We start from the raw sequence: 17173 nt of genomic DNA, 5'->3' as shown, positions 1-17173 counted from the left end.
GGAGAGCATATTATTTTCTATCGAGAAATTTTAAAAGACGAAATTGAAATTGCGAGAGTTCTTCACGGAATGATGGAATTGAAAAGTAAAATCTAGGAACCTCACATAACCGCCGCTAAAATGCCTGGCTTTCGGATTGTCGACCGCTCATTTTCCATAACTTCGATTGCGTTATCAGAGAGTACAATCTCCGATTTTCCCCACTTCCTTCAGTCACGTCTCGCTACCACAAAGCCTGGACACCCTTACGACAAACAATTACATCTGACGACACGTTCAACTACAATTTTTCGACCAATTTTTACAGTAGAAAATCCTTCCTAAACTAAAAAAGATATGTCGCAATGCTGTTTCTAACAAAAATTCTAATTTTCCAACCTTTTCAATATTACCTTTCGTAAACGCTCTTCATGCTCATCTCCCCACCCACCGATGGCTGCAATTATTGGAATTAGCGTTTTTCCAAAGTCCGTCAGGCTATACTCTACTTTTGGCGGCACAACAGGGTAAATTATTTTTGAAACAAGTTCGTGATCTTCTAATTCCTTGAGCTGAATATTTAGAACCCTGCGGGAAGCATCCGGTATTTTGCGTTGCAATTCGCTCGGTCTATGAAATCCTTCACTAATAAACCAAAGCAAACGTATCTTCCATTTGCCGTAGAGCACTTCACCAATAAGATCGAGTCCACAATTTAAGTTCGGTATTGTTTTTCTTTCATACATCCCACAAATTTAGACCTATCTCCCATTCCGTGCAATAGGGGAAAAATTTATCCCTATGCAAATCGTAACTCCGTACTTGTGAGAAACTTACATACTTCTGAAATTTGTACTTAACAATTTTAAAACGAATGTAAAATGAACTATCAAAACGAATTATCAGGCAAAATCGCCTTGGTGACAGGAGGCACAAAAGGCGCAGGAAAGGCGATTGCAGAAAGGCTGCTACAAGCTGGGGCAACGGTTATTATCAGCGCAAGAAATACTCCGGAGATTGAAAACGGCAAATTACATTTCATTCCGGCCGATTTAAGTAAAGCAGAAGGAACACAAAAAGTCATCAGCGAAGTGCTCACAACTTACGGAAGACTTGACATTTTAGTGAACAATCTGGGTTCTTCCACCACACCTGCCGGTGGCTTTAAGGCATTGTCCGATGAAGATTGGGAATCGACGCTACAGGCTAATCTGCTGGCTCCGGTTCGACTTGACAGGGGATTTTTACCTCAAATGATCGATCGTAAAAACGGAGTTATCATTCACATAGCTTCTATCCAGGGGAAACTTCCACTCTATGATTCCACCTTGCCTTATGCAGCTGCAAAAGCAGGTTTGAGAAACTACAGCAAAAGTTTATCGAATGAAGTCTCGCCTAAAGGTGTTCGCGTGCTGAGTGTATCGCCAGGATGGATCAACACGGGAGCCTCGAAAGCTTGGTTGGCCGAGATTGCAAGAAACGCCAATGGCACTGTAGAAGAAGCGCAGCAAGGTGTGATGGATGCTTTGGGTGGAATACCATTCGGCAGACCTGCTGAGCCTGAAGAAGTAGCTGAATTCGTTGGTTTTCTTGTTTCTCCGAGAGCCAACTATTTATCGGGAACTGAATACGTAATCGATGGCGGTACAGTACCAACAATCTAATAATCTTCAAAAATAACAACAATGAAATTACCAAAAGTAGTAGCAGATTTGGTCAAAGCACAAAACGAATTTGACGCCGTGAGCTACGCCAATCTGTTTTCAGAAACCGCCGTAGTGTTTGACGAAGGCAAAACGCATAAGGGAAAACTTGAAATAGAGCGTTGGATCGACCACTCGAACAAGAACTACCAATCAGTGATGAAACCACTGGAGTATAACGAAAATGGTACATCAAGCATCTTAACCGCAGAATGCTCGGGAACATTTCCAGGAAGCCCGATCAAGCTAAAATTTCACTTCGATATAGTTGATGGGCAAATCCAGCATTTAAAAGTGACAGCGTAAAACACAATAGAGAGTGACCAAGTTAGTCACTCTCTATTTTTATAATACTAAGTTCTGAATTACCGCGCCAAATTCGACACCTCTGGTAACAGCGCACTATGATCTATTGCCGGTTTCAAGTGAAATGGACACACTTTTTTCTTAACTTCGTTTCCGTCCGTGAGATACGGCATTTAGCGGCCTCACGTTACAGGACATTTTGAAAAAACCCATTCAAATGGTAACCTTTCTTTTTTGCGCAATAATTTGGGCTCAAGATCGGCAAAAACTAGAAAAAAGTCTATATGGAACTACTGATCACAACCATATCGATTGCGCTTACCGCGTTGTTATTTCTACTTAAAAAACGCACTCACAAGAAAAAATACCAGAGCGAAATCTATTTGAAAAATTTGGCCGGAATTACTGAATTCAATTCCAAAATTGACTCCTTGAACGATTATTGCACTTGGCCGTATCGCGAGGAAATCAAAACCGATTTCATTGAAATTGGCACCTATTTCAGGAACAAAACCAACTATTACAAAAAGGAAGAGAAAGTCAAGATATTCAATGAGATATTTGACAATTTCGACAACTACATCGCCAATTATAATACGAATTATATCTTAAGAAAAAAGGAAAATCTAAAGTGGTTTTTCGAAGATATCGAAGGAAAGAAATTAGACGACCAACAGCAAAATGCCGTGATTACCGACGAATATTCCAACCTGATAATCGCGGGCGCGGGCTCGGGCAAAACACTGACAATTCTGGCCAAAATCAAGTATCTGACAGCAATCAAAAACGTAAAACCATCAGAAATTCTACTGCTTTCGTTCACCAAAAAAACGGTCGACGAACTCAACGAAAGGCTTGGCAAAATAGCATTGGCTACCAAAGCGACTACCTTTCACAAACTTGGCTACGACACGATAAAAAGTGCCAGCATCGATGTTCCCGCGATCACAAACGACAATACGCTCAAACAAATTGTAACGGAATATTTAAGATCTGATATTCTCGAAAACCCGGAAGCGATAAATTCCTACATCCGATACATCGCGTGCTACATGAACATTCCCGAAGAGCATGAAAAATACACTTCGTTGGGAGAAAAATCAGATGTGGAAAAGGGAATCGATTTCGAGACCCTGAAGGCAAAAACCGAACCGCTGAACAAAATTGCGACCGCAGATCTCGACACTTTGCAGGGCGAAAAAGTCAAGAGCGTCGAAGAACTTATAATAGCGAATTTCCTGTATCTGAACGGAATCGAATACGAATACGAAAAGAAATATCCGCATACAAACGTCATGTATCGCCCCGATTTCCATCTATCGGAATACGACATCTGGCTGGAACATTTTGGCGTGGACGAAAACAACAATGCCAAATGGCTGACGCCGCACAACGCAGAAAATTACGTCAGGAAATGGCGTTGAAAAAACAGAATCACAAAGACAATAACACAAAATTGCTCGAGACCTATTCCTATTATAATCGAGATAATGCTTTGCTTCCGAAGTTGGAAAAAATGCTCAAAGACGAAGCTGTCGTTTTCAAACCTAGAGACACCAAAACCATTTACGACAAAATCACCAAAAACGACAAAAAATTCGGAAGTGAACTGATCAAACTCATCGAAAGCTTCATAAACCTTGGGAAATCGCGACGGATGGACACGAATTCGCTAAAGCATTTACTTTCGAAAAACCCGAATTCCAAAAGCGACTTCATGCTGGAACGCCAAAAAATATTCCTGCAGTTCGCTTTACCTATTCTCGACAAATACGATCGCGTGCTAAAGGAGCGAAACGAGATCGATTTCAACGACATGATCAATCGCGCGGCTGACGAGATCCAAAACCAAAAACCAAACTACAAATACATCATCATCGACGAATATCAGGACATTTCATTTTCCCGATTCAATTTGATCAAGGCGATCCGCGAGTTGTCCGGAGCGAAATTGATTGCCGTAGGAGACGATTGGCAGTCTATTTACCGTTTTGCCGGAAGCGACGTTTCGCTGCTTCGGAACTTCGAGAAACACGTCGGAAAACACGAAAAATTACTGATCGAACAAACGTATCGGAATTCGCAACAGTTGATCGATATCACCTCGAGATTCATCCTCAAAAACAAAAGCCAGCTTCCAAAAAGTCCAACGTCAAAAAAGGAAATGCTGCAAAACCCGATTAAATTGGTCGGGTATGAACCAAATACGATCGAGCAGACATTTCTCAACCAAATTCGGCAACTCGTCGAAAAATATGGAAACAAGCCGATTCTGGTTTTGGGCCGACACAGTTTCGACATCGACGACCTTATAAAAGTAACCCAAAACAACAGTGTGAAATACATTGAGCGATCGAACAAATTGCAAGTCAAAGGCTTTGAAGATGTCGACATCAAATTTCTCACGATCCACAAATCAAAAGGGCTGGAAGCCGACAACGTCATAATCCTGAACCTCAAAAATCACCTACTTGGCTTTCCGAACAAAATGACCGACGACCCAATTTTATCCTTATTATTGAACGATGACGAAGAGTACAGATTCGCCGAAGAACGCCGCTTGTTTTACGTAGCATTGACGCGAACAAAAAACGAAGTCCTATTGTTCGTGCCGTCGGACATTTCGATTTTTGCGAGCGAATTGATTTCGGACATAAATTACTTGACGACCATCGAAAACGGAACATTGACCTCGGCAAATTGTCCGTACTGCCAAACGGGAAAACTCGTGATCCGGACAAATCCCATACAGGCAAAACAGTTTTTGGGATGCACGCACTACCCTATTTGCAACGAGACGTACAACGACATCAAAATCCTCGATAATGCGTTACTGTGCAAAAGTTGCCAAAGCGGATTTATGGTCAGTCGCTCGGGGCGATTCGGCGAATTTCTCGGTTGTACAAATTATCCGAAGTGCACGGAAACGATCAAGCTATCGTAAATCGAAATTCTGGCATTTGACATAACAGCAAACTCGCGCAACAAATGGCTTTTGCGTAACTTGGAAACAAATTAGAAGTCATGAAAAACATATTGACGCCAAACGAAAAAGAACAAATATTTGCGACATTGAAAGCGCGTTTTGAAACAAATCCGGATCGGCATAAAAATATCGATTGGGAAAAAGTGTCCGAAAAACTCGAGGTAAATCCCGACAAACTTTGGTCGTTGCACGAAATGGAAAGGACAAAAGGCGAACCTGACGTGATCGCTTTCGACGAAAAATCGAATGAATACACCTTTTTTGATTGTTCGCCAGAAAGTCCGGCCGGTCGCCGCAGCACTTGTTTCGATCACGAAGGCCAACTTTCGAGAAAAGAGCACCAACCTGAAAACAACGCTTTGGACATGGCCCAAAAAATGGGTGTCGAAATTTTATCCGAAGACGAATACCGACATTTACAGACGCTGGGAAAGTTCGACCTCAAAACCTCGAGTTGGGTCAAGACGCCAGATAAAATCCGGAAACTTTCGGGCGCACTTTTCTGCGATCGCCGATACGACACGGTTTTCACGTATCACAACGGCGCCCAATCGTATTATGCCGCACGCGGATTTCGGGCAAAATTGATTGTCTGATTTTGACGCAAATTCACTAATTTGTAGGCAGATAAATCAATCGGATATGAAAAAAATTACACTTTTGCTCTCGGCTTTTTTGATGATTTTACTGATCTCGTGCAGCGGATCGGACACTTATCGCGGAAACTGGAAAGCCACAGACGCTGACGGCAACAAATTCCAGATCAATTTCGCCGAGAAATCCTTTTCGGTAGACGACGGAAGCGGAAAGAAAACCAAATTCGAATACTCGCAGAATTCGGTTTCCATGAAAAATTCCACGACGACTTACGGCATCCAGATTTCAGACGGAAGACAATACAAAATCTATTTCCCCACAGACGACGAAACACAGGCCTTCATCACGGACGAAAGCGGAAACCAACTCTACACGATCGCGAGAAAGGATTACAAAACGGCCAACGACATCAACAAACTCAATTGATGAAATCGATTATATGTGTCTTATTTCTGCTGATTTGCCTCGGTTCGAAAGCGCAAGTCGACGCGAAACTAAGTTCGGTTGAAGTTTCAGATGAAACCGCGCAACTTATACGCAACGATATCGCCAAAATGACCGCGGAACTCAATTCCTCAAAAGATAAAGCGAAGATCCACAAAGATCGCGGCATGAAATATCTCGCGATAAACGAGTTCGACAACGCTGTCGCGGATTATACGAAATTGATCGAATCTTCCGCCAAGGACGCGGCACACGGTTATTTCTTTCGCGGACTTTCGAAGAAATTGAGTGGCAAATTCTACGCGATTTCAGCCTGTGACGACATGAAACGCGCAAAAGAACTCGGTTATGACAGCGACAGTACAAATTGGGAAGGCATTTTGCAAATGTGCGGTTTTTGATTTCCGATTGCCAGTACAATCTTCATTGCTTACCTTTGTGCCAACTTTAAAAATACGAACATGGAAAACGGAATATATGCCAAATTCGTCACCAAAAGAGGTGAAGTCTTGGTCAAACTTACACCAGAACTGACGCCGGGAACGGTTGGGAATTTCGTGGCTTTGGCCGAGGGAAATCTCGAGAACAAAGCGCGTCCGCAAGGAAAACCCTATTATGACGGCTTGACGTTTCACCGCGTCATCAGTGACTTCATGGTTCAAGGCGGCGATCCGAATGGAACAGGAAGCGGTGGACCGGGCTACCAATTCGACGACGAATTCCACCAGGATTTGCGCCACGATACTCCGGGCGTGCTTTCGATGGCAAACGCCGGGCCGGGCTCTAACGGATCACAATTTTTCATCACGCACGTGGCTACGCCCTGGCTGGACGACAAACATACCGTTTTCGGTAAAGTCATTGAAGGTCAGGACGTAGTCGACGAAATCAAGCAAGGTGACGCGATCGAAAAACTCGAGATCGTGCGCGTTGGCGAAGAAGCCCAAAAATGGAATGCAGTCGAGGCTTTCCGCGTTTTCGAAGGATCGCGTTCGAAGCGAGAAGCTGCCGAAAAGGCGGAAGCCGAAGCCAGACTCGAGAAATTGTCGGCCGGATTCGAACAGACGGAAAGCGGTTTGCGTTACCAGATCATCCAAAAAGGAAACGGAACGAAAGCTGCAAAAGGCAAGACGGTATCGGTTCATTACACCGGAACGCTCGAGAACGGCAAGACTTTCGACTCGTCTTATCCACGTAAAAAACCAATCGAGTTCCCGCTCGGAATGGGCAATGTGATCGAAGGTTGGGACGAAGGCATCCAATTGTTGCAAGTTGGCGACAAGGCGCGTTTCGTGATTCCACCAGATTTGGGTTACGGAGCGAGAGGCGCCGGCGGAGTCATTCCACCAAACGCCGTTTTGGTCTTCGACGTAGAGTTGATGGACGTTCGCTAATTCATGCATCCGAACAAAATATCGAAAAGAGGAAATCGCGTCATGTGGTTTCCTCTTTTGTTTTTGGCGATTTTCATCGGATGCAAAAATTCTGAAGTCAAACCCAAAATCACGTCTGGAAAATCAAAAATCGAAAAACCGAAATCCCACGAAATTTTCGGCTACAGATTCGAGATCGAGGGCGATTTTGACGGAGACGGAAAATCGGAAAAATTGACCGAACACTATTGGGACACTGATACAAATAAGGAAACTTTCAAGTTCCGAGACGATCTCGAATATGGCGACTTGATCCAATGGACAGATAAAAGAAATACCGATGCTTTTGTTTTGAGTTCCAACCCGGAAATAGACAGTCTCAAAATTGGAAACAGTCTGTGTTTCGGATTGCACTTGTTAAAGAACGATGGCGATCTCAACGGAGACGGAAACGACGAAATCTCGCTGGTAATCGACCACGCCGACTTTTCGAGTTGCAACAGCTGGCGAATCTACACTTACCAAAACGGCAAATGGAAGGAACTTTTCAAATTCGATATCTTGGAATGGCAATTGCCGCAGCTTCCCGATGCAACGGGCGAATACGGTCTTTTCGGAACTTCGGGAAAGGTATCGATCCCAAAACAGGACAAAGCCAACATCGAACTCGAAAATCAACTCAAAGCCTGGCCAGGATTGGTCAGGAAAATCGGGAAAAACCAAATTCAAGCGATTTTTCGCAACGAGCAAGCCGACGAAGATACGATGACGGTCAATCTCATAACCATGAAAATCAAAAGGCGAAAACCAGAGTTCGAGTGACCAGGCCAAATTCGGAAGATTTCGTTTATTTTTACGACAAAACCAAATTCAGATGAAATCACGAATCCTCGTTTTTGCCCTCGCGGCAGTAGCGTTCTCCTGTTCGCCAAAAGTCGTCGTACAACCTTCGACGCCGGCAGCAACAGAAACTCCTAAACCCGAAGTCGCAGAAACAACTTCTCCAATGCCAAGCCCGGAAGGCATCGCCAAGGGACGCGATCTGTACGCGAACAATTGCGGAAAATGCCACAAATTATTTGCCCCTACCGACGAATCCAAAGAAGACTGGGAACCGATCCTGAAACGCATGCAGCGAAAAGCACGTCTCACCGACGAAGACATGGTATTCATCCACGACTACATCTTTTCGGAACTGAAATAAAAAAAGCCTCCTGATTTTGGAGGCTTTTTCGTTATTCGACTACAAATCCGTCGGGCAAAGTCGCGTTCTTTTTCACGACGATGATTCCGTCCTTGACCGTGTAAAGTTCGTGATCGGTATCTTCGAGATGCTTGCCGCCGTTGAGTTTGACGTCATTTCCGATGCGCACGTTCTTGTCTATGATCGTATTGTTCAGCACGCACCGCTCGCCTACTCCGATATTGATCACGCGATGTTCCAGATTCGTGTAGATTTCCTGCAGATTCTGATAGAAATCGCTTCCCATGATATACGAATTCCTGACTTCCGAATCGCGTCCGATCCTCGTCCGGATGCCAATCACCGAATGATCGACCGAACAATGGTTCAGAATGCAACCTTCGGCAATCAAAGATCGGCTAACGGTCGACGTTCCGATGATTTTCGAAGGCGGAAGTACGCGCGCCCTCGTAAAAATACGGTTGCTGTTGTCAAAAAGATTGAACTGCGGAATTTCATCTGTCAAATCGAGATTGGCCTCGAAAAAAGAATCGATGTTTCCGATGTCCGTCCAATAACCCTCATACTGAAAACTGCGGATTTTGTGTTTCCCGACCGATTGCGGCATGATTTCCTTTCCGAAATCGGTAGTCGTTTGGTCTGACATCAATTTCACCAACAAGTCGCGATTGAACACGTAAATTCCCATCGAAGCCAGATAGTGCTTGCCCTGACCTTGCATTTCCTCGCTCACGGGCGATGTCCAATCCTGCAAGACATCGGCACTTGGTTTTTCGGTGAAAGCCGTGATCCAATCGTCCGTATCGGTTTTGAGGATTCCGAAACCAGGCGCGTCTTTAGCGTTTACCGGAAGCGTCGCGATCGAGATCTCGGCACCACTTTCCTCGTGTTTGGTAATCATTTCGTTGAAATCCATCTGGTACAACTGATCGCCCGACAAAATCAGCGCATATTTGAACTCGTGGTTCAGGAAATATTGCATGCATTGTCGCACCGCGTCGGCCGTTCCCTGAAACCAGGTGGCGTTGTCCGGCGTTTGTTCGGCGGCCAGAATATCGACGAAAGAAGTCGAAAACGTACTGAAATGATAAGTGTTCTTGATGTGTTTGTTGAGCGAGGCCGAATTGAACTGTGTCAAAACGAAAATGCGCTTGATGTCGGAATTGATGCAATTCGAGATTGGAATGTCTACCAAACGGTATTTTCCGGCAATCGGAACGGCCGGTTTGGATCGGCTTTGGGTAAGTGGCGAAAGCCTCGAGCCTTGTCCGCCACCGAGAATTATGGCAAGTGTCTTGTTATTCATGTGCTATTTCTTTAGGTTCAGATATTGTTCGATGTATTGTTGTGCGACCGAATCCCACGAATGGTCGATTTCCATCCCCGTTTTTCGTATCGCGTCAAATTTCTTTTGGTCGGAAAAAAGTCCGAGCGCGCGGTTCACCGACCAAAGCACGTCTTCCACACTGGTTTGGTCGTGGCAGATTCCAAAGCCGCCGTCGCCCATGTCGATTACCGTGTCGCGAAGTCCGCCGGTTCTTCTTACGATCGGAACCGTTCCGTAGCGCAACGAGTACATTTGGTTCAGTCCGCAAGGTTCGACGCGTGACGGCATCAGCAAAAAGTCCGATCCGCCATAGACCAAATGCGCCAGTTGTTCGTTGTATCCGATATAACAATCGTAGTTCTCGCGATGGAAATGTCCGATGGCGCGCAGATGTTCCTCCACGCTCGGATCGCCGGAACCTAAGATCAGCACATTTGCCTTTCCGGTAAATTCGGTCAAAATCCTACGCGAGATTTCGGGAAGCAACTCCGCTCCTTTTTCGTAGACCAAACGTCCGATGAACGAGAAAATAGGAAGCTTTTCATCAAGACCGAATTTTTTGCACAACGCTTTCTTGTTCGCCGCTTTACCGACCTTCATCGTTTTTACGTCGAAATTAGCTTCCAGCATCGCGTCGGTTTCCGGATCCCAGACTTCCGAATCGATGCCGTTCAAAATCCCGACCGATTTTCCTCTTTCGTAACGCAGCAAATTCTCGAGTCCGTTGGCGTTGTTGGCCATTTCCTCAAGATATGTCGGGGAAACCGTCGTGACTTTCCACACGCATTTGATCGCGCTCGCCAGCGGATTGATCACGCCGTTCCATTCAAGATAGCCGCCATTGACAGCATCGAAATCAGGTAAATAATGCGATTTGTCGAACGAAAACCAGCCCTGGTATTGCGCGTTGTGGATCGTCAGCAATGTCGGCGTGCGGTTGAAATGTCCGTAGCGATGGCAATGTTGCATCATAAACGGCACCAAACCTGTATGATGATCGTGGCAATGCACGATATCGGGACGTTTTCCGGTTGCCGTAAGCCAATCGAGAAATGCGATCTGGAAGGCGACGAATCGCTCGGTATCGTCTTCGTATCCGTAAACTTCCGGGCGATCGAACAGCTGCGGAATCTTGATCTGGTACAACTCGAAGCCCAACAAATCCTGTCGCTCCTTGACAACCGAATAGTGGAAATGGAAAACGCCAAGCTTCAACTCGCCCTGAAAAACATCATCGAATTCCTGCTCTTGCGAAAATTTGGTGTCATAACCCGGAATCACGACTTTTGCCGAATGCCCGAAACGGTTGAGATATTTTGGCAAAGCTCCGACCACATCGGCCAGACCGCCCACTTTCGCCGCCGGAAAACACTCGGCGCTAAGATGATAGATTTCCATTGAAGAAGTGTGAAGTTGCCCTCTAATTTACGCAAAATGCCTTGAGATTTCCTACGATTGCTACTAAGCATTTGTTAAGAAATGACAGGGTTTTCAACAAGCTTCCAAAATTTTGCAAATTGTCGGTTTTTTGCTGTTTCACTTTCGAGGACAAACCCGAATTCCGATATTAGCAAAAACATTTTTTGATGGATTTGACCTGGCACGAATTCGAACGCGTCGAGATGCGCGTAGGCACGATTGTGGAAGCGAACGACTTTCCCGAAGCGAGAAAACCGGCGTTTCAACTCACGATCGACTTCGGGAGCGAGATCGGTGTGCGCAAATCATCGGCACAAATCACGAAACGCTATTCCAAACAGGAGCTGATTGGTCGACAGATTGTCGCCGTCGTGAATTTTCCGCGCAAACAGATCGGCAAATTCATGAGCGAATGCCTGGTTTTGGGATCGGTCGGAAATGACAACGATATCGTTTTGCTTTCTCCTGATTTTGAGGTCGCGAACGGGCTTCGGATCGGCTAGAAACTTCGTTGTTCGCTGCTCGTTATTTGTTATTGGCTACGAAATAAAATTGTATCTGAATATTCAGGGCAAACTACGAATCGTCTCAACGCGAAATTTTTAACCGCGAATTCGCGAATTTGACCTCGAAACGAGTATAAATTCGCGAATTCGCGGTTAAAAAATAGTTACGGGCAAATCAGTCTAACCAATAAGTGGCAAGCAAAAAAAAATCCGAACAAAAGTCCGGATTCGTTATTTGAAAATCTTCGATCGAAAAATCAGATATCGTCAAAATCGACATCGGTAAAACTCGCAGCTTTGGCGGTTTCCTCCATCCTATTGTCGATGCTGTATTCGCGTTTGAAGTCTTTTTGGTGGCGCTCTGAAATCACTTCCTCGCCTTTCTGCGACAATACATAGTTGGTCATGTCGTCCAGGATTTCGGCGAAAGCGGCAAAATCTTCCTTATAAAGGTAAATCTTGTGTTTCTTGAAGTGGAAAGATCCGTCGTCTTCGGTGAATTTCTTGCTCTCGGTTATCGTGATGTAGTAATCGTCGGCACGCGTGGCACGCACATCAAAGAAATAAGTTCTTCTACCGGCGCGCAGCACTTTCGAAAAAATCTCCTCCTTCTCCAGCATATCATGTTCTCTCATAACCTCAGCATTCTAGTTGTTATCGTTATTTCTACTTCCAAAAATGTAAAAAAAACGTTATTTCACCAAACATTAGGTCAATTCTTTTTCCGAAAGTTGTTTCAGATAAAGCTCGCGGTAGTAGCCGTCGGCGTTTAGGAGTTGATTGTGAGTGCCTTGCTGGATGATATTTCCCTCGTCGAGGATCAGGATGCGATCGGCGTTCTTGGCAGATGAAACCCTGTGGCTCACGATGATGGTCGTCTTGTCCTTGCAGAATTCGAGCAGGTTTCCGAGAATCGTTTCCTCGGTTTCCGTATCGACAGCCGACAGACAATCGTCGAGCAACAATATTTTCGGGTTCTTGATTGCTGCACGCGCAATGGAAACGCGCTGTTTTTGTCCGCCCGAAAGCGTGATGCCACGTTCGCCCAAAATCGTCTCGTATTGCAGGTTGAACGCCGCGATATTGTCATGGACGGCCGCGAGTTTTGCCGCTGAGATCACTTCTTCTTCCGAGGCTTCTTCCTTTCCGAATCTGATGTTGTTCTTGATGGAATCCGAAAACAGGAAAGCGTCCTGCGGAACATTTCCTACCGATGAACGCAGGTTTTCGAGATTCAGTTTCCTTATCGGAAGCCCATCGACCAAAACTTCTCCTGAGGTCGAATCGTAAAGCCTTGTCACCAAAGACAAAATCGTCGATTTCCCTGATCCGGTCTTGCCCAAAATAGCAAGTGTTTCTCCTTTATTGACCTTGAACGAAATGTTTTTGAGCGCGCGAATGCCTGTGTCATCATAAGTGAATCCGACGTTCCTGAATTCGATTTCCCCTGAAATTTCGCTTTGCTGCGGATTCTCGTTCCTGATTTCGGGCTCGATCTTGAGGAATTCGTTGATGCGTTTCTGCGAAGCCTCGGCCTCTTGGATCATGGACGAAACCCAACCGAGAGACGCGACCGGCCAAGTCAGTCGGTTTACATATAATATGAATTGGGCAATGACTCCGATGCTCGCGATGTTCTTGTCGCCATTTATGTACATCATTCCGCCAACATAAATCACGACAAGGTTACTCGCTCCGATCAAGGCGATCATCAACGGTCCGAAAAGCGATTGTACTTTTGCCAGACGCATGCTTTTGGCTTTGCTTTCTGTTGCCAGATCTCGCATTCTGTCGGTTTGTTGCTCTTCCAGGGAATAAGCCTTGATCACTCGGATTCCCGAAAAAACTTCCTGCGAAAAACTCGAGACTTTCGAAAGATACTGTTGGAAAACCGTGCTTCGCTTGTTAATTTGTACGCTCAATTTGTAGATCACGAACGAAAGCAGCGGCAATGGCAAAATCGTGTAGAACGTCAGCAATGGCGAAATGCTCACCATGTATCCGATAACGACGATGAAAGTGATCACGGTCGTGAGCGAATACATCACCGCCGGCCCAACGTACATTCGCGTCTTTCCGACGTCTTCGCTGATTCGGTTCATCAAATCTCCGGTGCGGTGTTGTTTGTAGAAATTTTGCGTCAGACGTTCGTATTGGCCAAAAACCTCATTCTTGAGATCGAACTCGATGTGGCGCGACATCACGATCAATGTCTGTCGCGTGATGAACAACAAAAGTCCCGACAGAATCGTGGTCAGGACGATGTAGACCATGTTCATGATCAATTCGTCTCTCAAGACCGTGACATCGGTGAGTTTTCCATTGGTGTAATCTTCCACGACCTGAAACGAGTCGCGAACGAGCTCAGGCGTGTACAAAGACAGAATCTGCGATGCGATCGTAATCAGGATACCGCCCAAAAAGTGGTATTTGTACTTTACGAAATATTTATTTAAATACTGTAGTTCTTTCATTATTCTAAGCCGGAACGGACAAAATCTGAAGTGGAAACTGTTAAAAGTGAACGGAAAATGAAATTTTTCAAAAAGCCCACATTCGGAACATTTATTAACAATTCCCTAATTTAAACGCTTCTGAGTGAATTTTCTTGATTTAATCGTTAGTTTTGCATTAGCTTTTTACAAAAGCCTCAAAATTAAATCTTGAAATATGATAACTGAATTCACTACTGCAAAAGACCTGCACAAGATTGATCCGGTATTCGGTCAAGCTTCATTCGACAACCACGAGCAGATTGTTTTTTGCCACGACAAAGATACCGGTTTGAAAGCAATAATCGGTGTCCATAACACAGTTTTAGGACCAGCTTTGGGTGGAACGCGTATGTGGAAGTATGAGAACGAGTGGGAAGCGTTGAACGACGTTTTGCGCCTTTCCCGCGGAATGACTTATAAGTCGGCGATTTCAGGATTGAACCTTGGCGGTGGAAAAGCCGTTATCATCGGAGACGCGAAAACAGACAAGACGCCAGAGCTTATCCAAGCTTTCGGACGTTACATTCATTCCCTTAGCGGAAAATATATCACTGCCGAAGACGTGGGAACGACAACTCCTGACATGGATTTGATCCGCGACATCACGCCTTACGTAACCGGAATTTCAGAAAGCCGCGGCGGGTCCGGAAACCCTTCGCCTGTAACTGCTTACGGCGTTTACATGGGCATGAAAGCGGCCGCGAAATACAAATTCGGAAGCGACAATCTTGGCGGGAAAAGAATCCTCATACAAGGAACCGGCCATGTAGGCGAAACTTTGGTAAAGCATTTGACTGACGAAGGCGCGATCATCACGATTTCCGACATCAGCCAAAGCAGAATGGAGGAAGTCGCCAAGAAATACGGAGCTACGATCTACGAAGGCGAAGATTTGTACAATGCCGATGTCGACATTTACGCACCTTGCGCGCTTGGAGCCACGATCAACGACGACACGGTTTACAGAATCCAGGCCAAAGTCGTTGCCGGAGCCGCTAACAACCAATTGGCGAACGAGAAAATCCACGGTCAGATCCTTCGCGAAAGAGGAATCGCCTACGCACCTGATTTCTTGATCAACGCCGGCGGAATCATCAACGTTTACGGCGAAATCGTAAACTACGGAAAAGAGGAAGCTTTGAAGCGAACCGAGAACATCTACAACACCACGCTCGAAATCTTCGACCTGGCCGACGCCAAGAATCTCACGACGACTCAAGCTGCGATGGCCATTGCCGAAAAACGCATCGACGACCGTAAAAAAGAGAACGCGAAATAATTCGGGAACCCGAAATAAATAGTATTTTTGCGGAGCGAAATCAAAAATGGTTTCGCTCCGTTTTTAATTAGAAAAAGTTCTTACAGGTGTTAAACAGAAGACATATCCGTATCAAGGTGATGCAGTCGATTTACGCGATGCATCAGAATGGTTCAGACAACTTGGAAAAACAGGAAAAGTTTCTCCTTCACAGCATCGAGGGCATGTTCGACCTCTATCTCATCATGTTGTCGGCCTTGATCGAAATCCGCAGCAGCGAATCCGATTACCTCGAAAAAGCCAGCAAAAAACACCTCAGTACTCAGGACGAACGCAATCCGAACCTCAAATTCGTCAACAACGGCATCCTTACGATGCTGGACGAAAGCAACTCTTTGAGCATCGCCATCGAGGACAGGAAAATCAACAACTGGAAACTTAACGACGATTACATCTTGCTGTTGTTGAAAGACATCAAGGCGAGCGCATTGTACGAAAAATACATGTCGAATCGCGTAAACAACTTCGCCGAGGACAAGCAGTTTTTGGTCGATTTGTTTACAGATGTGATCGTTCCGAACGAGAAACTTTACGACTATCTCGAAGATTACAGACTGACTTGGGTAGATGACATTCCGTTGGTAAACACCCAATTACAGAAAGAATTCAGGGCTATCGAAGCAGGTCAGGAGTTTCGCGTGTCCAAACTTTACAAGGACAATGAAGACCGCGATTTCGTGACGATATTGTTCCGCAAGACTGTTCTTAACGAAAGTGAACTTGCCAAGGAATACATGGACAAAACACCGAATTGGGACACCGAAAGGATTGCCGAAATCGACACGATCATCCTCAAAATGGCGATTTGTGAGTTCTTGAAATTCCCGTCAATTCCTATAAAAGTCACGATCAACGAATACCTTGAGATCGCCAAAGAATACTCGACCCCAAAAAGCAGCATTTTCATAAACGGGATTCTCGACAACCTCGTCAAGGAATTCCAGACAGCCAATAAGTTGAACAAAGCGGGCCGCGGCTTGCTCTAACAGTAATCATCCAAATGAAAAAACTCGTTTTTGCGTTGGCACTTTCCTCTATCGTGCTTACGTCTTGCAAACAGGAGAACGCTTCGGACAAAATCGATCCAAATGCACAGGATACGCCAATTTCGAATGCGACTCCAAATCCTGAACCAAACATCGGCGGACCAGACGTTCCCGCAACAAAACCTGCGCCACCGGCCGACGGGAAATATCCTGTCATCGCTTTCGAAAAAAGCGAGCACGATTTCGGTTTGATCAATCCGGGAGACAAAGTCACTTACAACTTCAAGTTCAAGAATACGGGCGAAGGCGACCTTTTGATCTCAAATGCGAAAGGTTCTTGCGGTTGCACGGTTCCGGAATACCCTAAAGAGCCAGTAAAACCAGGCCAGGAAGCCGAAATCAAGGTGTCGTTCAACTCTACCGGAAAACACGGAAAACAAACAAAATCGGTGACTTTGGAAACCAATACCGAAAAAGGAATGGAGCGCCTTCAGATTCACGCTTCGATCAAAGATAAAAATCAATAAAAT

Annotated in this window: 19 protein-coding genes; 14 read left to right on the top strand and 5 right to left on the bottom strand. The window is 45.2% G+C overall.

Features of this window, described 5'->3' with window-relative positions:
* Positions 1 to 365: 365 nt before the first annotated feature.
* The gene (locus tag EOO49_RS17520; RefSeq protein ID WP_290848078.1) at positions 366 to 725 is read right to left on the bottom strand and encodes a helix-turn-helix domain-containing protein; all 360 of its coding nucleotides are present in this window, start codon (positions 723 to 725) and stop codon (positions 366 to 368) included.
* Between the two features lie 135 nt (positions 726 to 860).
* Here EOO49_RS17520 and EOO49_RS17515 point away from each other — a divergent pair, with 135 nt between their 5' ends.
* From EOO49_RS17515 to EOO49_RS17470, 10 genes are all read left to right on the top strand, one after another.
* Entirely contained in the window at positions 861 to 1643 is a 783-nt protein-coding gene (locus EOO49_RS17515) for an SDR family oxidoreductase (protein ID WP_290848076.1), read from the top strand.
* Between the two features lie 21 nt (positions 1644 to 1664).
* Complete coding sequence (locus tag EOO49_RS17510) at positions 1665 to 1988, top strand: nuclear transport factor 2 family protein (protein WP_290848074.1); 324 nt, start codon at positions 1665 to 1667, stop codon at positions 1986 to 1988.
* A 284-nt stretch (positions 1989 to 2272) separates the two neighbouring features.
* Positions 2273 to 3412 carry a UvrD-helicase domain-containing protein gene (locus EOO49_RS17505; RefSeq protein ID WP_290848072.1) on the top strand — a complete coding sequence of 380 codons (1140 nt, stop codon included), beginning with the start codon at positions 2273 to 2275 and terminating at the stop codon, positions 3410 to 3412.
* Complete coding sequence (locus EOO49_RS17500) at positions 3364 to 4932, top strand: UvrD-helicase domain-containing protein (RefSeq protein WP_290848070.1); 1569 nt, start codon at positions 3364 to 3366, stop codon at positions 4930 to 4932. The genes EOO49_RS17505 and EOO49_RS17500 overlap by 49 nt, the downstream gene beginning before the upstream one ends.
* An 80-nt stretch (positions 4933 to 5012) precedes the next feature.
* Positions 5013 to 5570, top strand: coding sequence for a DUF4256 domain-containing protein (locus EOO49_RS17495; protein WP_290848068.1), 558 nt, complete (start codon positions 5013 to 5015; stop codon positions 5568 to 5570).
* Between the two features lie 46 nt (positions 5571 to 5616).
* Positions 5617 to 5997, top strand: coding sequence for a hypothetical protein (locus EOO49_RS17490; RefSeq protein ID WP_290848066.1), 381 nt, complete (start codon positions 5617 to 5619; stop codon positions 5995 to 5997).
* A complete protein-coding gene (locus EOO49_RS17485) occupies positions 5997 to 6416 on the top strand; it encodes a hypothetical protein (RefSeq protein ID WP_290848065.1) in 420 nt (139 codons plus the stop codon). Before EOO49_RS17490 ends, EOO49_RS17485 begins: the two co-directional genes overlap by 1 nt.
* A 60-nt stretch (positions 6417 to 6476) precedes the next feature.
* The gene (locus tag EOO49_RS17480) at positions 6477 to 7409 is read left to right on the top strand and encodes a peptidylprolyl isomerase (RefSeq protein WP_290848063.1); all 933 of its coding nucleotides are present in this window, start codon (positions 6477 to 6479) and stop codon (positions 7407 to 7409) included.
* Positions 7410 to 7451: 42 nt separating this feature from the next.
* A complete protein-coding gene (locus EOO49_RS17475; protein ID WP_290848061.1) occupies positions 7452 to 8210 on the top strand; it encodes a hypothetical protein in 759 nt (252 codons plus the stop codon).
* 52 nt (positions 8211 to 8262) lie between these two features.
* Entirely contained in the window at positions 8263 to 8592 is a 330-nt protein-coding gene (locus EOO49_RS17470; RefSeq protein ID WP_290848059.1) for a cytochrome c, read from the top strand.
* A 31-nt stretch (positions 8593 to 8623) separates the two neighbouring features.
* Here the strand turns inward: EOO49_RS17470 and EOO49_RS17465 are convergent, their stop codons facing one another.
* Both EOO49_RS17465 and EOO49_RS17460 read right to left on the bottom strand, forming a co-directional pair.
* Positions 8624 to 9898, bottom strand: a complete 1275-nt coding sequence (locus EOO49_RS17465) for a glucose-1-phosphate adenylyltransferase (protein ID WP_290848057.1) — start codon at positions 9896 to 9898, stop codon at positions 8624 to 8626.
* Between the two features lie 3 nt (positions 9899 to 9901).
* Positions 9902 to 11317 (bottom strand): glycogen synthase, encoded by a 1416-nt coding sequence (locus EOO49_RS17460; protein WP_290848055.1) that lies wholly within the window; start codon positions 11315 to 11317, stop codon positions 9902 to 9904.
* A 188-nt stretch (positions 11318 to 11505) separates the two neighbouring features.
* On the opposite strand from EOO49_RS17460, the gene EOO49_RS17455 reads away from it, so the two are divergent.
* On the top strand, positions 11506 to 11841 hold the full coding sequence (locus EOO49_RS17455; RefSeq protein ID WP_290848054.1) for a tRNA-binding protein: 336 nt from the start codon (positions 11506 to 11508) through the stop codon (positions 11839 to 11841).
* Between the two features lie 260 nt (positions 11842 to 12101).
* Here the strand turns inward: EOO49_RS17455 and EOO49_RS17450 are convergent, their stop codons facing one another.
* Both EOO49_RS17450 and EOO49_RS17445 read right to left on the bottom strand, forming a co-directional pair.
* The gene (locus EOO49_RS17450; RefSeq protein WP_290848052.1) at positions 12102 to 12479 is read right to left on the bottom strand and encodes a PUR family DNA/RNA-binding protein; all 378 of its coding nucleotides are present in this window, start codon (positions 12477 to 12479) and stop codon (positions 12102 to 12104) included.
* A gap of 72 nt (positions 12480 to 12551) precedes the next feature.
* Positions 12552 to 14318 (bottom strand): ABC transporter ATP-binding protein, encoded by a 1767-nt coding sequence (locus EOO49_RS17445; RefSeq protein ID WP_290848050.1) that lies wholly within the window; start codon positions 14316 to 14318, stop codon positions 12552 to 12554.
* 196 nt (positions 14319 to 14514) lie between these two features.
* Between EOO49_RS17445 and EOO49_RS17440 the strand changes: the two genes are divergently transcribed.
* The 3 genes from EOO49_RS17440 (at position 14515) to EOO49_RS17430 (ending at position 17170) form a co-directional block, all read left to right on the top strand.
* The gene (locus EOO49_RS17440; RefSeq protein ID WP_290848049.1) at positions 14515 to 15618 is read left to right on the top strand and encodes a Glu/Leu/Phe/Val dehydrogenase dimerization domain-containing protein; all 1104 of its coding nucleotides are present in this window, start codon (positions 14515 to 14517) and stop codon (positions 15616 to 15618) included.
* Positions 15619 to 15737: 119 nt separating this feature from the next.
* The gene (nusB, locus tag EOO49_RS17435) at positions 15738 to 16643 is read left to right on the top strand and encodes a transcription antitermination factor NusB (RefSeq protein ID WP_290848082.1); all 906 of its coding nucleotides are present in this window, start codon (positions 15738 to 15740) and stop codon (positions 16641 to 16643) included.
* 14 nt (positions 16644 to 16657) lie between these two features.
* The gene (locus EOO49_RS17430) at positions 16658 to 17170 is read left to right on the top strand and encodes a DUF1573 domain-containing protein (RefSeq protein WP_290848047.1); all 513 of its coding nucleotides are present in this window, start codon (positions 16658 to 16660) and stop codon (positions 17168 to 17170) included.
* Positions 17171 to 17173 lie beyond the last annotated feature (3 nt).

The sequence above is a fragment of the Flavobacterium sp. genome, from assembly GCF_004295795.1.
In the GTDB taxonomy this organism is placed as follows: Bacteria; Bacteroidota; Bacteroidia; order Flavobacteriales; family Flavobacteriaceae; genus Flavobacterium.
This window is presented reverse-complemented; position numbering and strand designations above follow the sequence as displayed.

What these genes read in the sequence shown, in the direction of transcription:
- EOO49_RS17520 (WP_290848078.1), bottom strand. Translation starts at nt 725, where the DNA reads ATGTATGAAAGAAAAACAATACCGAACTTAAATTGTGGACTCGATCTT.
- EOO49_RS17515 (WP_290848076.1), top strand. Translation starts at nt 861, where the DNA reads ATGAACTATCAAAACGAATTATCAGGCAAAATCGCCTTGGTGACAGGA.
- EOO49_RS17510 (WP_290848074.1), top strand. Translation starts at nt 1,665, where the DNA reads ATGAAATTACCAAAAGTAGTAGCAGATTTGGTCAAAGCACAAAACGAA.
- EOO49_RS17505 (WP_290848072.1), top strand. Translation starts at nt 2,273, where the DNA reads ATGGAACTACTGATCACAACCATATCGATTGCGCTTACCGCGTTGTTA.
- EOO49_RS17500 (WP_290848070.1), top strand. Translation starts at nt 3,364, where the DNA reads ATGGCTGACGCCGCACAACGCAGAAAATTACGTCAGGAAATGGCGTTG.
- EOO49_RS17495 (WP_290848068.1), top strand. Translation starts at nt 5,013, where the DNA reads ATGAAAAACATATTGACGCCAAACGAAAAAGAACAAATATTTGCGACA.
- EOO49_RS17490 (WP_290848066.1), top strand. Translation starts at nt 5,617, where the DNA reads ATGAAAAAAATTACACTTTTGCTCTCGGCTTTTTTGATGATTTTACTG.
- EOO49_RS17485 (WP_290848065.1), top strand. Translation starts at nt 5,997, where the DNA reads ATGAAATCGATTATATGTGTCTTATTTCTGCTGATTTGCCTCGGTTCG.
- EOO49_RS17480 (WP_290848063.1), top strand. Translation starts at nt 6,477, where the DNA reads ATGGAAAACGGAATATATGCCAAATTCGTCACCAAAAGAGGTGAAGTC.
- EOO49_RS17475 (WP_290848061.1), top strand. Translation starts at nt 7,452, where the DNA reads ATGTGGTTTCCTCTTTTGTTTTTGGCGATTTTCATCGGATGCAAAAAT.
- EOO49_RS17470 (WP_290848059.1), top strand. Translation starts at nt 8,263, where the DNA reads ATGAAATCACGAATCCTCGTTTTTGCCCTCGCGGCAGTAGCGTTCTCC.
- EOO49_RS17465 (WP_290848057.1), bottom strand. Translation starts at nt 9,898, where the DNA reads ATGAATAACAAGACACTTGCCATAATTCTCGGTGGCGGACAAGGCTCG.
- EOO49_RS17460 (WP_290848055.1), bottom strand. Translation starts at nt 11,317, where the DNA reads ATGGAAATCTATCATCTTAGCGCCGAGTGTTTTCCGGCGGCGAAAGTG.
- EOO49_RS17455 (WP_290848054.1), top strand. Translation starts at nt 11,506, where the DNA reads ATGGATTTGACCTGGCACGAATTCGAACGCGTCGAGATGCGCGTAGGC.
- EOO49_RS17450 (WP_290848052.1), bottom strand. Translation starts at nt 12,479, where the DNA reads ATGAGAGAACATGATATGCTGGAGAAGGAGGAGATTTTTTCGAAAGTG.
- EOO49_RS17445 (WP_290848050.1), bottom strand. Translation starts at nt 14,318, where the DNA reads ATGAAAGAACTACAGTATTTAAATAAATATTTCGTAAAGTACAAATAC.
- EOO49_RS17440 (WP_290848049.1), top strand. Translation starts at nt 14,515, where the DNA reads ATGATAACTGAATTCACTACTGCAAAAGACCTGCACAAGATTGATCCG.
- nusB (WP_290848082.1), top strand. Translation starts at nt 15,738, where the DNA reads ATGCAGTCGATTTACGCGATGCATCAGAATGGTTCAGACAACTTGGAA.
- EOO49_RS17430 (WP_290848047.1), top strand. Translation starts at nt 16,658, where the DNA reads ATGAAAAAACTCGTTTTTGCGTTGGCACTTTCCTCTATCGTGCTTACG.